This is a genomic window from Weissella sp. DD23 (assembly GCF_001579105.1).
Taxonomy (GTDB): domain Bacteria; phylum Bacillota; class Bacilli; order Lactobacillales; family Lactobacillaceae; genus Weissella; species Weissella cibaria.
In genome coordinates, this window is the sequence record NZ_KQ970390.1 from 225,632 (window position 1) to 240,495 (window position 14,864).

Annotated in this window: 15 protein-coding genes, 1 pseudogene and 1 riboswitch; of the genes and pseudogenes, 15 read left to right on the forward strand and 1 reads right to left on the reverse strand. The window is 44.7% G+C overall.

Translation table 11 applies throughout. From position 1 onward, the window contains the following. The 5 genes from WEIDD23_RS01080 to WEIDD23_RS01100 all read left to right on the forward strand — a co-directional run. A partial coding sequence (locus WEIDD23_RS01080; RefSeq protein WP_062358680.1) for a DNA polymerase III subunit alpha occupies positions 1-2,365 on the forward strand: 2,365 nt, incomplete at its 5' end. Between the two features lie 204 nt (positions 2,366-2,569). Then, complete coding sequence (locus WEIDD23_RS01085; protein WP_062358681.1) at positions 2,570-4,804, forward strand: RelA/SpoT family protein; 2,235 nt, start codon at positions 2,570-2,572, stop codon at positions 4,802-4,804. Beyond that, positions 4,804-5,250 (forward strand): D-aminoacyl-tRNA deacylase, encoded by a 447-nt coding sequence (gene dtd / locus WEIDD23_RS01090; RefSeq protein ID WP_062358682.1) that lies wholly within the window; start codon positions 4,804-4,806, stop codon positions 5,248-5,250. Before WEIDD23_RS01085 ends, dtd begins: the two co-directional genes overlap by 1 nt. Before the next feature lie 144 nt (positions 5,251-5,394). Beyond that, entirely contained in the window at positions 5,395-5,565 is a 171-nt protein-coding gene (locus tag WEIDD23_RS01095; RefSeq protein ID WP_003607683.1) for a type II toxin-antitoxin system RelB/DinJ family antitoxin, read from the forward strand. A gap of 110 nt (positions 5,566-5,675) precedes the next feature. Beyond that, positions 5,676-6,689 carry a cation:proton antiporter gene (locus WEIDD23_RS01100; RefSeq protein WP_062358683.1) on the forward strand — a complete coding sequence of 338 codons (1,014 nt, stop codon included), beginning with the start codon at positions 5,676-5,678 and terminating at the stop codon, positions 6,687-6,689. Between the two features lie 6 nt (positions 6,690-6,695). Here WEIDD23_RS01100 and WEIDD23_RS01105 read toward each other — a convergent pair whose 3' ends face one another. Beyond that, entirely contained in the window at positions 6,696-7,247 is a 552-nt protein-coding gene (locus WEIDD23_RS01105; RefSeq protein WP_010371757.1) for a hypothetical protein, read from the reverse strand. A gap of 231 nt (positions 7,248-7,478) precedes the next feature. On the opposite strand from WEIDD23_RS01105, the gene WEIDD23_RS01110 reads away from it, so the two are divergent. The 10 genes and pseudogenes from WEIDD23_RS01110 to WEIDD23_RS01155 form a co-directional block, all read left to right on the forward strand. Further along, positions 7,479-8,354 (forward strand): CvfB family protein, encoded by an 876-nt coding sequence (locus WEIDD23_RS01110; protein ID WP_010371753.1) that lies wholly within the window; start codon positions 7,479-7,481, stop codon positions 8,352-8,354. 1 nt (position 8,355) lies between these two features. After that, positions 8,356-9,268 (forward strand): annotated as a pseudogene (gene xerD, locus WEIDD23_RS01115) (site-specific tyrosine recombinase XerD). A 13-nt stretch (positions 9,269-9,281) separates the two neighbouring features. Beyond that, positions 9,282-9,653: a hypothetical protein gene (locus tag WEIDD23_RS01120; protein ID WP_010371748.1), complete on the forward strand. Its 372-nt coding sequence runs from the start codon at positions 9,282-9,284 to the stop codon at positions 9,651-9,653. Continuing rightward, positions 9,646-10,428, forward strand: a complete 783-nt coding sequence (locus WEIDD23_RS01125; protein WP_010371745.1) for a segregation and condensation protein A — start codon at positions 9,646-9,648, stop codon at positions 10,426-10,428. Before WEIDD23_RS01120 ends, WEIDD23_RS01125 begins: the two co-directional genes overlap by 8 nt. Then, positions 10,418-11,053 (forward strand): SMC-Scp complex subunit ScpB, encoded by a 636-nt coding sequence (gene scpB / locus WEIDD23_RS01130; protein WP_010371743.1) that lies wholly within the window; start codon positions 10,418-10,420, stop codon positions 11,051-11,053. The genes WEIDD23_RS01125 and scpB overlap by 11 nt, the downstream gene beginning before the upstream one ends. Positions 11,054-11,058: 5 nt before the next feature. Further along, complete coding sequence (locus WEIDD23_RS01135) at positions 11,059-11,826, forward strand: pseudouridine synthase (RefSeq protein ID WP_062358684.1); 768 nt, start codon at positions 11,059-11,061, stop codon at positions 11,824-11,826. 45 nt (positions 11,827-11,871) lie between these two features. Then, positions 11,872-12,462 (forward strand): TMEM175 family protein, encoded by a 591-nt coding sequence (locus tag WEIDD23_RS01140; protein WP_224159060.1) that lies wholly within the window; start codon positions 11,872-11,874, stop codon positions 12,460-12,462. Between the two features lie 86 nt (positions 12,463-12,548). Next, a complete protein-coding gene (locus tag WEIDD23_RS01145) occupies positions 12,549-13,067 on the forward strand; it encodes a hypothetical protein (protein WP_010371735.1) in 519 nt (172 codons plus the stop codon). Between the two features lie 26 nt (positions 13,068-13,093). After that, positions 13,094-13,225: riboswitch (FMN riboswitch) on the forward strand. 87 nt (positions 13,226-13,312) lie between these two features. Next, positions 13,313-13,891 carry an ECF transporter S component gene (locus WEIDD23_RS01150; protein WP_010371732.1) on the forward strand — a complete coding sequence of 193 codons (579 nt, stop codon included), beginning with the start codon at positions 13,313-13,315 and terminating at the stop codon, positions 13,889-13,891. A 129-nt stretch (positions 13,892-14,020) separates the two neighbouring features. Continuing rightward, the coding region (locus WEIDD23_RS01155) for a YpbB family protein (RefSeq protein ID WP_242865360.1) at positions 14,021-14,864 on the forward strand (844 nt) is incomplete at its 3' end.

Sequence of the window (14,864 nt, forward strand, 5' to 3'; positions counted from 1 at the left end):
TGGTCGTGGATCAGCCGCGGGTTCATTGGTTGCTTATACGCTATGGATTACGGATGTTGATCCAATTGCGTATGATTTATTGTTTGAGCGATTTTTAAATCCTGAACGTGCACAAATGCCAGATATCGATATTGATATTCCAGATAACCGCCGTGAAGAGGTGCTTGCCTATCTGCATGAAAAGTATGGACATGAGCGGGTAGCGCAAATTATTACGTTCTCGACTATGGCCCAACGTGCAGTTATTCGTGACGTCGCCCGTGTGTTTGGACTAAATCCTAGTCAAATTGACACACTATCAAAGGCGATGCCACGGGATGCTGCTGATTTAACGGCAGCCTATGAACAATCACAGCCGTTCCGCAATGCCCTCATTGATGTGCCAGTGGACGGTGAGTTACTTTACGAGACAGCCCGTAAGCTAGAAGGGCTGCCACGTAATTCATCTTTGCACGCAGCAGGTGTTGTGCTGTCAGCCGATCCATTGGTTGATACAATGCCAGTGCAACTGGGTGAAGATGGTCGGTTGGTGACCCAATTGCCAAAGGGACCGGTAGAAGCGCTTGGTCTTTTGAAAATGGATTTCTTGGCATTGTCGAATTTAAATATTTTGGACATTGCGCTACGTGAAATCCAGAAACAAGAAGACAGTGCTAATTTCAATATTGCGACGATTGATTTAAATGACGACGCGACGTTAAGATTATTCCGGCACGGAATGACAAATGGGGTCTTCCAATTTGAATCGGCCGGGATGAAGAATATTTTGCGGCAACTACAGCCCGATCGCTTTGAGGACATTGTCGCCGCGAATGCGCTTTTCAGACCTGGACCAATGCAGAATATTCCGCATTTCGTGGCCCGTAAACATGGTCAAGAAGCTCAAGACGTACCTGACCAAAGTATGGCTGATATTTTAGCGCCAACCTATGGCATCATTGTGTACCAAGAGCAGGTTATGCGTGTTGCCGAACAATTTGCGGGCTTCTCACTAGGCGGTGCCGATTTGTTGCGTCGTGCGATGTCTAAGAAGGATGGCGCAAAAATTGCGGCCATGAAGGCAGATTTCGTTAATGGGGCTGTTGCAAAAGGACATGATAGTCAGGTCGCTGAGCAGGTGTTCGGTTATATCGAGACGTTTGCACAGTACGGGTTTAATCGCTCCCACGCGGTTGCTTATTCGAAGTTAGCCTTTCAACTTGCTTATATTAAGGCGCATTATCCAGCAGCTTTCTATAAAGCGGTTTTGAATGATGCCATTGCGGATAAGAAAAAGGTCAGTACATACATTGCAGAGGCAAAAGCTTCGGGAGTGACTTTACTAGGCCCAAGTATTAATCACTCTTGGCAAGGTTACTCGATGAATAAAGCGGGTGCCTTACAAATGGGTTTGGCTTCGATTAGTGGTATGCGCCGAGATTTTCGTGAATCAATTCTGCGTGAGCGTCAGGAAAATGGGGCGTTTAAAGATTTGGGTAACTTAATTGGTCGTTTAGAGAGCAAATATCGAAAAGCTGAACAATTGGAACCGTTAGTGTATGCGGGTGCCTTGGATGAGTTTGGTTACAACCGTGCCTCAATTCTGGCATCATTGCGCGGGTTCATCGACGCGGTTGGTTTAGCCGGTGAATCGATGTCGCTCTTTGCGTCGCTGACGCCGAAAGTACGGGAAGTTGATGAATTGCCATCGGCAGAAAAATTAGGTTATGAACGTGAGTATTTGGGCGTTTATCTTAGTGGACACCCAATCGAACCGTACTTAAACGCGATACCTGAGAATAAGCGTTTGGATATTGCCTCGCTGGCAGTAGGAATGAACCAGGCAACGATTATTGTGTATGTCGAAAATGTCAAAAAGATTCGCACTAAAAAAGGGGATCAAATGGCATTTGTTGATGGGATGGACCTAACAGGTTCGATTTCTATTACGTTATTCCCACAATTGTTTATGCGATCAGCAGCATTATTGGAACCGGAAAAAGTACTCGTTGTGACGGGTAAAGTCGAACAGCAACGCGGGCGTGACGACATCCAAATCGTGGCAAATACGGTGATGGATGCGGGAAAAGCCATTAAACGCTTTGGCAGTGCCAATAGTCAAGGACAACCGGAAGCACTAACTAGTCGGGCAACCGGGCGGTGGTATTTGAAAATAACAGCCGCCGCTGAGGCAGCAGGCGCGCTTGACGCGTTAAATGTTGTGATTCAGTCACATCATGGCAAGAATCCAGTTTTGGCGGTCTATGAGGCGACGGGTAAAAAGTTAGCACTTGGCCAACAAAATTGGTTAACCGATGGGGATGACACCTTAAATGCCTTACAACAGATTTTAGGGGCTAATAATGTTGTATTTCAGTTAGACTAAGAACAATTCGGACGACTTATCAGACGATAGGTCGTTTTTTTGGCTAAAAACGAACACTGTCGTCAAGCTGTAATACAAAGGGCTATCAAAAGCCGGATAAAGTGCGTTACAATAGACAATAACTATCCAGGTGGATAAATACGGATTAGATGCTGCGGGTATGAATCCCAATCGGTGTTGGTCTGGAAAACAGAGGATAAATCTATGGCAGAAGCAAAAGTGTTAACCGCACAAGAAGTGCACGACTTGGTTGCCGGCTATATGAATGAGGAGCATGTTAAAAAGGTTGATAAAGCCTATGATTTTGCGTGCAATCTCCATCAAGAACAAAAGCGTAAGTCTGGTGAACCTTACATCATTCATCCTATCCAAGTAGCAGGTATTTTGGCTGACTTACATATGGATCCGGATACAGTAGTGGCGGGATATTTGCATGACGTTGTTGAAGATACAGATGCAACTTTAGAAGATGTCGAGCGTGAGTTTGGTCATGATGTTGCTGTTATTGTTGATGGGGTGTCAAAACTTTCAAAGATTGAATACAAATCATCACGGGAGCAACTAGCTGAAAATCACCGTAAATTACTGTTGGCGATGTCACATGACATTCGTGTCATCATTGTGAAATTGGCGGACCGTCTGCACAATATGCGCACATTGAGTGCGTTGCGTGAGGAAAAGCAGAAGCGGATTGCATCGGAAACGTTGGAAATTTACGCACCACTTGCTGATCGTTTGGGAATTATGACGATTAAGTGGGAGCTGGAAGATATGTCGTTGCGCTATCTAGAACCAGAAGCCTATCACGACATTGCTAAGTCAATGCAATTACGACGCCAAGAACGGTTAGAGATTGTTGACCAAGCAGTTGATGACATTGAACACGCAATTACTGAATTACATTTGAAGCATGCTGAAGTGTATGGTCGGCCAAAACACATTTACTCAATCTATCGGAAGATGGTTGACAAGAAGAAAAAGTTCGACGAAATTTACGACTTGTTGGCGATTCGTGTGCTGGTAGATACGATTCCGGAGACATACGCTGTTTTGGGAGCTATCCACGCCCGTTGGACGCCGATGCCAGGTCGCTTTAAGGATTATATCGCGTTGCCAAAGGCCAATGGTTATCAATCGCTACACACATCAGTGATTGGACCAGGTGGTCGTCCACTTGAAGTTCAAATTCGTACGTACCAGATGCATGAAGTTGCTGAATTTGGTGTTGCTGCACACTGGGCGTATAAAGAAGGTAATTTTGCGGGTGCCGATGTTCAAAATGCCGATCAGCAAAAGCTGAATGTGATTCAAGGAATTTTGGAATTACAAGAAGACGCTCGCGATGCGGACGATTTCATGGAGTCTGTAAAGGGTGATTTGATTACTGACCGAGTGTTCGCCTTTACGCCAAAGGGCGATGTTATTGAACTTGCCAAGGGGGCAGGACCATTAGACATGGCGTACAGTATCCACACAAATGTTGGTAATCACACAACAGGAGCTAAGGTTAACGACCGCATGGTACCGCTTGATTACCCAATTAAGACGGGTGATATTGTTGAGATTGTGACCTCACAAAATGCTAAGCCAAACCGTGACTGGATGAATTTGGTTTCAACACGTCGCGCTCGTAATAAAATCAAGCAGTATTTCCGCAAGCAAGATAAAGCGGAGAACATTGCAGCCGGCAAGAAGATGGTGGCTGATTGGCTCAACGAGGAAGGTTTTGATGTTGATGAATTAATGTCAGCTGAAAACGAAGTGAAGTCGGCCGAAAAGTTACATTTCTTGAGTGTTGATGATATGTATGCATCACTTGGTTTTGGTGATTTGAAGCCGCAAGGTGTCGCAAACAAGTTTACTGAAGAGAAACGTGCAGAACTGGAAGAAGCACGTCAGGTTGCTGAACAACGGGCTATTTTGGAAGAGCATCAGACGATTGAGAACGATTCAAAACGAGCCAAGGAAAAGCCACAGCACGGCGAAGATCGGATTGTTATTCAAGGTGTTGATAATTTGCTGGTTCGGTTAGACCGTTGCTGCACACCTGTACCTGGTGATGAAGTAATTGGTTATGTAACCAAGGGCCGCGGTGTATCAGTTCACCGGCTAGGTTGCCCTAATTTACGCGCTGCTGAGACAGAAGGTCAACGCTTGGTTGACGTCGCTTGGGAAAAGCCAGACGGCGACACTAAGAACGAATATGAGGCGGACTTGGCAGTGACTGCAACCAACCGTAACAAGTTGTTGAATGACGTGATTCGGACGGTCAACAACACGACAAAGTCATTAAACTTTGTTAATGGGCGCATCGATCACAACAACAACGTTAATATTTCAATGAGTGTTGGTGTCCGAAACTTGGATCAATTGGAACACATTATGGATTCGATTAAGAATGTCAAAGATGTCTACGAAGTAAAGCGAGCATTCAAATAATGAAGGTTATTCTACAACGCGTGTCAGAAGCCAGTGTTACCGTAGCCGGTAATCAGCTAGGCGCTATCGAGCAAGGTTTTATGCTACTGGTTGGTGTTCAAGATGCTGATACAGACGCTGAATTGGATTATTTGGTACGAAAGATAACTAATTTAAGAGTGTTTGAAGATCAAGCTGGTAAAATGAACCTTAGCTTAACGGATGTTGATGGTGCGATTTTATCGATTTCACAATTCACCCTTTATGCTGATACAGGTAAGGGGAATCGACCCAGTTTTACAGCGGCGGGTGCCCCGGATTTTGCTAAGAAGATGTATGACCGATTTAATACAAAATTAGCAGCGACCGGTGTTCGCGTTGAAACTGGTGAATTCGGGGCTGATATGAAAGTCAGCCTCGTGAATGACGGACCCGTAACAATTGTGTTTGATACGGATAATAAATAGCTGATTTTAGGCTATGTCAAATAAAAATCATAGATTAGCCGTACAATCCCCTAGTAATATGCAATGATATTGATAGTATTGTAAGTCCGATATATGCTACAATATGTTTATACAAATTAAGCATTTGCGAAGGGATGTAATGTTATGGCAGAGAAGTTGATTCAATTGCGCGTTGAGGACAACGTCAAGGACAAGGCTGATGAGATTTTCAAGTCACAAGGTTTGACAACTCAAACGGCCATTAAGATTTTCTTGACGCAAGTTGCGAACACTGGTGAGTCACCATTTAGTAACTTGTTCTCTCGCAATCAGTAATTTGTTTAAAGTGAATAGAGATATCGGTTGGGCGTGTGCTTCAAGTTTCCTGGGTGGGTAACCAGGGGGATGAGAAGTGCGCGCTTTTTTGTGATTTGGAGGTAGGTTTTATGGAGATTATATTGATGGTGGTGTTGCTGGCGATTACTTTGGCGTTTGGCTGGGCAGCAACCAAATTAGGGATGGCAAAGGTTGTTGGCCAATTAATAGCAGGTGTGGTTGTGGGGCCGGCATTGCTACATTGGGTTGAACCTTCGCATTTGATGCACATTGTGTCAGAGTTTGGCGTACTGTTGTTAATGGTTAACGCCGGTCTTGAAACGGATGCTCGTCAGTTACGTGATAATTTCAAAGCAGCGAATTTTACAGCGTTGATGGGTGTTATTGCACCGTTGGTCGTTTTCCCAGTCATTGCGTTGGTATTTGGTTATGAATGGCAAATTGCGTTGTTTTGGGGTGTCGTGTTTGCGGCGACATCAATCTCAATTACCATTTCGGTGCTCGGTGAACAAGGTAAACTTGGGACACAAATGGGCGCGGTTATCTTAGGTGCTGCGGTGCTAGATGACATTATGGCGTTGTTACTGGTCACAGCATATTCATTATTTATTGGGGGTTCAGGGCTTGGTTTAAACACCATTATGCCAATTATTGCGTTTGCATTTGGTGTATTGCTACGTCAATCTTCTCGATCAGATAAAATCTTACATGCTAGCGAAATCTTTGGACAATGGACGGTCTTTCCAATCTTTTTTGGTTCAATCGGACTTAATGTGGTCTTTCATGATCTGTCAAAGACGTGGATAGCGATGGTGGTGCTGACGGTATTTGCTGTGGCGACCAAATATTACGGTGCTGGTATCGGCGCGCGAATGGCGGGACTTGATAAGCACACTGGAAATGCAATTGGCGCCGGTATGGTGTCACGTGGTGAAATGGCGTTGGTGATTGCTCAAATCGGGGCAACTGGTGGTATTTTATCTGGTAAAGTTTTTGGTGAAATTGTTGTCGTAATCATTGCATCAACTTTGATTGCGCCATTGATGATGCGCCCACTTATCAAAAAAAGTACGGTGAATATAAAAAAGCTGCCTGGAATCTTTGCGATTCAGGCAGCTTTTTAAATGTGCTTACAATGGGTCAACATCGTAGCGCTTTGTACGTAATTCTTGCTTTTGCGCCTTCAATGGCTTAAACAAGAAGTTGAAGTAGGCTTCACGCCATTCATCGAATGAGATCGCCAACGCGGCGATTTCTTCAGGAATTTCGGCGCGAGGAATACGATCGATATCAGGGTGGGCAGCCACGTAGCTATCCATCCAGTCAGCGATCTTGGCGTGACCTTCGTTTTCCTTTTCGACGTTGAACCAGTTTGTTGGTTCAGCGTGAATCAAGTCATCATCGACATCGAACAATTCCATTGTACCGTGGACCTTAAAAGGACGAATCAACGTCACATCTGGGTTGAACTTCCAGACGAAGTTACCAGGTGCCGTTTCTTCAACGTCTTCTAATTGCACAACAGCACCGGCCATACTTGATGGTAGACCAGCTTGCTTAAGTGCGTATGATGTAACAACTAAATCACCGCGGTGATCAGTTCCAAAGGGGTAAACAACACCAATCTTGGCACCGACAAGAATGTCGATCAAGACTTGGGGTTCCATTCCAACTGCCTTCATGAGGGGAAATCTCGCTTTCAAAAATTAATGTCTACTTATTTTAACAAAACTTGCGCAAAAATGCAGAATTAGTTTACATATTATCACTGGCATCTGGTAAACTAGAGTTTAGACAGAAAATAGGTTTACTGACGGCATGTCAGTGAAAACGGCTTTGCCAGCGCTGTGGCATCGGACGACCTGTGAGTGGTTGATGCAGCTGATGTAAAGAGATATATGGAGAAAATAAATATGACACACAAAATTGGCGATATCATCTCAGCTAAGGTGACAGATGAAAATGACAAGTACTATTTCGCACAAATTGATGGGTTAACGTATGAAATCGACAAGGCGGAATTGTTGAAGCCACTCAAGGTTGGTGGCGTTGTTTCAGGGTTTGCTTACGAAAATGAAAAGCATAATTTGCAAATCACAAAAAATATTCCAGACGTTCGCTTGGGTCATTTTGCTTGGGGAACTGTGACGGATATCCGACGTGATTTGGGCGTGTTTGTCAATATTGGGTTACCAAATAAGGATGTTGTTGTGTCATTGGACGAGTTGCCAACAATTAAAGAATTGTGGCCCCAACGTGGTGACAAGCTGATGATTACATTGCGTATTGATAAGAAGGATCGTTTGTGGGGTGAACTTGCTTCGGCAGACATCTTGCAAGCAGTACGTATTCCAGCTAAGGCAGATATGAAGAACAAGCAAGTTAAAGCGACGGTTTACCGTTTGAAGATGGTTGGTACGCTGGTCATTACACCGGACTATAACTTTGGCTTTATTCACCCGGATGAACGGCAACGCGAACCTCGTCTTGGTGAGGAAGTTGATGCGCGTGTTATCGGTGTCCGTGATGATGGTGTCTTGAACTTGTCGTTACGACCACGTGCGTATGAGGCGATTTCTGATGATGCAGCGATGTTGTTGACGCTATTACAGCGTTCATCAACAAAGAGCCTGCCATTTACAGACAAGTCAGATCCAAAGCAAATTAAGAAGTATTTTGGTATGTCAAAGTCACAGTTCAAGCGGGCGGTTGGAAACTTGTACAAGCAACGCAAGATTACCCAAAACGAAAATGGGCTGTTCTTGGTCGAAGAGAGTGACGGCGAGTAAGATGCCAAAACAGGTAGGTCCATACGAAGATAATATGGTTGACTACCTGCACTATTTGACGGTAGAGCGGGGGTTGTCAGCCAACACGCGTACATCATACCGGCAAGATTTGACGCATTTTTTTTACCTATTTAATCGACAAGGAAAAATCATTGCCACTCACCCAAGTTGATCGTTTTACGATTATGGCGTTTCTAGGTGAAATGGAGACACAGGGGAAATCACGGAACTCCGTCATTCACATGGTGTCGACCTTAAGGAAGTTTTTCCAATTTGCAACTGATAGTGGCTGGACAACAACGGATCCGATGACCCAGGTTGATCCACCCAAAAAGGCACAGCATTTACCAGCTGTTTTAACATTGAGCGAAGTGGAAGCGTTGTTGGCGGTCCCAGATACCAATACAACGTTAGGCTTGCGCAATCGAACGATGCTAGAAGTGATGTATGCCACAGGCTTACGCGTGAGTGAATTGGTGAATTTACGTTTAGATAATTTGCATCTTGACTTAGGGTTGATTCAAACGATTGGAAAAGGTGATAAGGAACGTATTATTCCGATCGGTGATGTTGCGACGCACTGGCTACAACGTTATTTAGCGGATGGGCGTCCTTTTCTTGGCCGACAACAGGATGAACAGGTGATTTTTCTAAACGATCATGGTCACCAATTAACGCGACAGGGTGTGTGGAAACTCATTAAACAGTGGGTGATAGCGGCGGGCATTACTAAAGACGTGTCACCACACACCTTGCGTCACTCTTTTGCCACGCATATTTTGGAAAATGGGGCAGATTTACGCATTGTGCAAGAATTGCTGGGGCATGCTGACATATCAACGACCCAAATTTATACACATATTTCAAATAAGCGTTTGACTGAGGTGTATCAAAAGAGTCACCCACGCGCTTGATTAAGGAGGCAACATGTTAGTCGTTGTTCGAAAAGATCAACCCAAAATTGCAATGGGCTTGCTTTCATATTTGCCACGCCTACACGATGTTGCATCGGTGCAACGTGAGATTGAATGGTATCAAGCTGACGATTGCCGAGACATTTTGTTGTGGCAGTCTCCGATAACCCAACATTACGTGGCAGTGGTCGGTATCGAGAAAATTTTTGACTCTGCAGTATTACGGTTAGTGGTTTTTGGCCCCGAAGTTGCCGAAAATGAACGTAATCAGGTTGGTGCCGAAATCTATGAAGCGCTGCAAATGCGGTATGCAGACAAAGTGCTAGTGGGCACCATTGCAACCCAACCGATTTTAACGGAATGGCGGAAATTAGCGAATGGCTGAAGAAGTAACCTATCATTTGGATGAGTTCGATGGCCCACTTGATTTATTACTCCATCTAATTAAAGTAAATGAAATGGATATTTTAGATATCCCAATCGTGGCCATCACAGAGCAATATTTAGATTTTTTGCATCAAGCTGAAGAACGCAATTTAGATATTGCAGGTGAGTTTTTGGTAATGGCTGCAACTTTGATGTCGATTAAATCTACGTATTTGATTCCTAAGAATGAAGAATTGACATACGACCAGGATCTGGCGGAGTTTGTGTATGAAGAGGATCCACGTGAAGCGTTGATGGCCCAATTATTGGAATATCAGCGTTATCAACAGGCAGCTGACGATTTGCGTGAACGTGAAGAGGGCCGACAATTACAATTTTCGCGGGCACCGATGGCTATTCCAGAAGATATTGAGGTGGCACCGCTCCCTGAAGGCTTGGGCCTCTTTGATTTGCAGCTGGCGTTCAATCAGATGGTTGCTAATCGGACGAAAAAGCAAGTGCGGCCAAGAACGTTACGTGGCGAGACTTGGTCAATTCGCGAGCAGATGTCACGCATGATGGCAGATATGATGCCTAGCGAACAGCGTACGTTCACGTCGTTTTTTGGTGAAGATGATAGTCGTGATAAACTTGTAACCACTTTTTTGGCGATGCTCGAACTTGTGCGTCATCAAAATTTGGTCGTTACACAGGAAAATGAATTCGGCACCATCCGGTTGCAACTGGGTGACGTGCCATATGATGAGAATGAGGAACTGGACGATGAAGAATAGTCTACAGCAAATTGAAGGATTGCTCTTCGTGGCTGGGGATGAAGGTATCACCGTAGCAGAAATGGCGGCAGCTACTGGTTTTGCAAAACCGGCTGTGATTGGGTTGCTTGAGGATTTGGCAGCGAAGTATGCGACTGATGAAAGTAGCGCGTTAGATGTGCTGAAAACTGACGAACGGTATCAACTAGTCACGAAGACGGTGCTAGCTGATACGATCCATCGTTATTTTACGGCACCGTTAACGACGGCGCTTTCACAGGCTTCATTAGAAGTGCTTGCAATTATCGCTTATAAACAACCGATTACGCGAGTCGAAGTAGACGAGATTCGCGGTGTGCAATCACAAGCAACGATTCAAAAATTAGCGCTGCGTAACCTAGTTGAAGGTCGTGGACGTGCTAATGAACCGGGCCGGCCAATTCTGTATGGTACAACGGAGTACTTCTTAAATTACTTCGGTCTGGGCGATTTAGAAGAATTGCCACCCCTTGTTACCGCAGAAGCACTAGATGCATTACGGGCAAAGCAAGATGTTGCGCTGCCATTAATGACTGAAGAAAGTGGACAATCAGCGTTTGACGTTGATTTGTCTGAGTTAGCTGAAACAGCAGAAAGAGATAATTAATACCTATGGCAGAACGATTGCAAAAAGTAATGGCTCAAGCGGGTGTTGCCTCACGTCGTGCGTCTGAACAATTAATTTTAGACGGTAAAGTGACAGTGAACGGTAAGACAGTTCGTGAGTTAGGTACCAAGGTAGAACCATCAGATAAAATCGAAGTAAGTGGTGAACCACTCGACTCACGAGAAAAGTTGGTTTATTTCTTATTGAATAAGCCACGTGGGGTCGTTACGACGACAAATGATGATAAGGGCCGTCAAACGGTAATGGATATTGTGGATGAACCAGAGCGTGTCTATCCAGTAGGCCGTTTAGATTACGACACGACTGGGGTTTTGCTGTTGACTAATGACGGTGAGCTCGCAAACCGCTTGATGCACCCAAGTTACCGCATCGATAAGGTCTACGTTGCAAAGGTGAAGGGCATCCCAACGAACGAACAACTTGAACAATTACGTCATGGGGTGACGGTGCGAACAAAGCAAAATGGCCGTTATACAACATTTAAGGCTGCGCCAGCTCGTGCTGAAATCACGTCGACGAATACTAAGAATCATACAGCAATTGTCAAGTTGACGATTCATGAGGGTAAGTACCACCAAGTCAAGGAAATGATGAAGGCGGTTGGCCACGAAGTATTGAAGCTGACCCGTGAACGTTACGGTATGCTTGATTTAGCGGGGTTGACACCTGGTGAATACCGCCCATTACGTTATGAAGAAGTGCAAGCCTTGAAGGCCGGCAAGCAATACCGAAAGTCTGCAGGACGTTGGTAAGCTAAAAAAGACGGTTTTGGCCGTCTTTTTTTGTAGGAGTTGAGGATGATGGAAAAAGGACGATTAGAAGCATTTAGTGATGGGGTTTTCGCAATTATCATTACGATTATGGTATTGGACTTAAAGATACCATCGGATGGTAATTGGACGGCGATTATGAATGATGCCTGGATGAGCACCTTTTTAGCTTATTTGGTGAGCTTTATTATTACTGCGAGTTTTTGGGTTAGTCACCATCTGATTATCAGCAATTTAAAGAAAGTTGATAGTGGGTTGCTCTGGATTAATGTATTGACACTGTTACCAATGTCATTGGTACCGATAACGACTGCCTGGTTTGGTGAATTTCCAAATAGTGTTGCGCCAAGCGTAACGTATGGTTTAGTTTATGTCTTATCGGTGGGCGCGTTGTTCAACTTGAGCCACATTGTGTCGAAGCACCTGGCAAATCCAGTTGTTCAAAAGCGGATGCGACGAGTGAATCGTAGTCGAATTGGCTTGATTGCAATTGGATTAGTCGGCACCGGGCTGGCTTTTATTTGGCCACCGGTCACTGGTGGGATGGTCTTAGTGGTTTCGGGTGGGTGGCTGTTCTTACGGGCGGTCGTTCACGTCAGAGCTTTGGAAGATTTGTGATGGTAAAAGTCTGATAGAATATAACAAACTGGTCATTTCGATTTGATCAATAATGCTGATATGCACGAAAGACGGAGGTATAAACCATGGCAACACCGGATACAAGAACGGGTCGTAATTTTATGAAGACTGGCGAAGGTATGTATGATTTCGCAAAAAGCCACAAGGTTGCTGGCTGGCCATTACTATGGAAGCCAATGGGCTGGCTAGGACGTAAGCATTTCAAGAATATTGAGAGTTCGTTGGCTGATGATGAAACGGTTGTGGTAGCCTTTTTAACTAAAATGGCTGGCTTGACGGATGCTGGTGAACCAACCGGCCGTTATAAGTGGTATGCTTTTGCGCTCGGTGATTCAGGAACTTTGTATTTTGCACATTGGCGACCATTCCATTTGGATTCATTACGAATGACCTTGGATCAAGTGAATACGATTAACCCGGATACAGGATTGATTCGAGGACGCCTACAAATTCAAACATTGCAGGGGACGCAAGATTTGACGCTAAAGTGGTTTGCACCGCAAATTCGGCGGATTTATGATTTGTTGAATAATGAAAAGCACACATACGACAAGCTCCGTCACAAGGTTGACTTAGATGGTTAATGCGTGGTAAGGTTACACCAATAATTTAATATCTTCAGGGCAGGGTGAAATTCCCGACCGGCGGTAAGCTGCAACGCAGTAAGTCCGCGACCCGCGAATGCGGTTGACATGGTGTGATTCCATGACCGACAGTAAAGTCTGGTATGCAGAAGAACTTATAAATTGACTGGTAATGGTCGGTTTTTTTACGTCGCCCTGGCGTGAAGAAACCGGCCTTTTAATATGCCAGGTGGAGGATTTGTTTCATGAACAAGACGCGTCGGTTAACGGTTATCGCCTTATTGGCGGCCATTTCGTTTGTATTAATGGTATTTCCACAATTCCCATTAATACCTGGTGCAACTTTTTTAAAGATTGATTTTTCGTTTGTGCCGGTTTTGATTGGTGCACTCATGCTTGATCTAAAGAGTGGTTACGCAATTTTAATTTTACGCTCACTATTGAAGGTGCTCTTAAATAATTCGGGTGTGAATGACTACATTGGGCTACCAATGAACATTGTCGCGATGGGCGTTTTATTGACGGTCATTATGTTGATGGTGGGACATCGTGAGCTGACCGTTAAACGCTTTATCGCGGGATCAATCTTGGGAACAGTTGGATTGACGTTGGCGATGGTCATCTTGAATTATGTTTATGCGGTACCGTTGTATGCGATGTTTGCTAATTTCGATATTAAGGCAACGATTGGTCTAGGGACATATTTGCTTTGGATGGTAATTCCGTTTAACTTGATTGAAGGCATCATCCTAACGGCAGTGGCTGGTCTGGTCTTTGTTGCTTTGCGACGTGTCATCACGAACACGCATTCTCAATTAAATTAATTTCAATGATGGTTGGTCATGTTGTTGGGTAGAACCTGCGCTATGACCGTCCGCTTTATCCTAAATTGCTTGCACGACTGATATTTCTTCTTTAAACTGAGTAGAAAATAGTGAGAGGTGGTCAAGCAGTTGACAAATGATTTCTTGATCACCCTGTTTTCGGCAGATGAACCTCGCCGGCACAGGGTGATTTTTGGTTTATTGAAGCGTCAAGCAACGGTGTCAACGGAGTATTGGGGTCTGCGTTATGATTTATTGCAAATCTCAGGTTTGATGCCTCGATTGGACAAGGCAACTTTTGATCAGCGCATTGCAACGTTGGTAACAGAGGGGTTGTTGTCCGAAGTGACAGAAGGCCAGTACGTGTTGACCGCAGCTGGTCAGGAAGCGCAAATGGCCTACCAAACTGCGCATTATGTACCCGAGCACTTAGCTGTTTTGCTCAAGTATGACGTGCTGACATTCATGCAAGCTTTTTGGCTAGCGAACCAAGTCGTTTCTGAGGTCGCTTACGAAAATAAAAAGTATTATCCTTTGCAAATCGATCCGCGCACAATGCTGGCGGTGAAGCAATGGTACGCAAATATGAATTCGCCACGCTTGGTTGCCACTTGGGCCTTAACAATTCAGCGCTTCTTACAGCGTCGGCCACAGGCAGATGCCGATCGTTTGGTTGCCACATGGGTCGGTCACAACACACCGGGTTTCAATTTTGAACAACTTGGTTTCCCAGCAACCTGGACGGATGAAGATTTTTATTTCTGGCAATTAGATCAGTATGCTATTTGGTCTGAGGAACTACAACGTGGGGCAAATACGCCCTTGAAGTTGTTGTGGGATTCAGTTGCCCACCGGCCTTTGTTGCCAAACAGCGTGCAAGCGTCATACAACGGTGTGATCGCAGGACGTCCAATGGACGAAATGGTGAAGAGTCGTCGTTTGAAAGTTGGGACAATCCGTGAGCATTTATTAA

Bases quoted from the DNA above. Each gene is read 5' to 3' on its own strand.
- WEIDD23_RS01150 (WP_010371732.1), top strand. From the start codon at position 13,313: ATGAACAAGACGCGTCGGTTAACGGTTATCGCCTTATTGGCGGCCATT.
- scpB (WP_010371743.1), top strand. From the start codon at position 10,418: ATGAAGAATAGTCTACAGCAAATTGAAGGATTGCTCTTCGTGGCTGGG.
- WEIDD23_RS01095 (WP_003607683.1), top strand. From the start codon at position 5,395: ATGGCAGAGAAGTTGATTCAATTGCGCGTTGAGGACAACGTCAAGGAC.
- WEIDD23_RS01100 (WP_062358683.1), top strand. From the start codon at position 5,676: ATGGAGATTATATTGATGGTGGTGTTGCTGGCGATTACTTTGGCGTTT.
- WEIDD23_RS01085 (WP_062358681.1), top strand. From the start codon at position 2,570: ATGGCAGAAGCAAAAGTGTTAACCGCACAAGAAGTGCACGACTTGGTT.
- dtd (WP_062358682.1), top strand. From the start codon at position 4,804: ATGAAGGTTATTCTACAACGCGTGTCAGAAGCCAGTGTTACCGTAGCC.
- WEIDD23_RS01120 (WP_010371748.1), top strand. From the start codon at position 9,282: ATGTTAGTCGTTGTTCGAAAAGATCAACCCAAAATTGCAATGGGCTTG.
- WEIDD23_RS01125 (WP_010371745.1), top strand. From the start codon at position 9,646: ATGGCTGAAGAAGTAACCTATCATTTGGATGAGTTCGATGGCCCACTT.
- WEIDD23_RS01140 (WP_224159060.1), top strand. From the start codon at position 11,872: ATGATGGAAAAAGGACGATTAGAAGCATTTAGTGATGGGGTTTTCGCA.
- WEIDD23_RS01105 (WP_010371757.1), bottom strand. From the start codon at position 7,247: ATGAAGGCAGTTGGAATGGAACCCCAAGTCTTGATCGACATTCTTGTC.
- WEIDD23_RS01145 (WP_010371735.1), top strand. From the start codon at position 12,549: ATGGCAACACCGGATACAAGAACGGGTCGTAATTTTATGAAGACTGGC.
- WEIDD23_RS01135 (WP_062358684.1), top strand. From the start codon at position 11,059: ATGGCAGAACGATTGCAAAAAGTAATGGCTCAAGCGGGTGTTGCCTCA.
- WEIDD23_RS01110 (WP_010371753.1), top strand. From the start codon at position 7,479: ATGACACACAAAATTGGCGATATCATCTCAGCTAAGGTGACAGATGAA.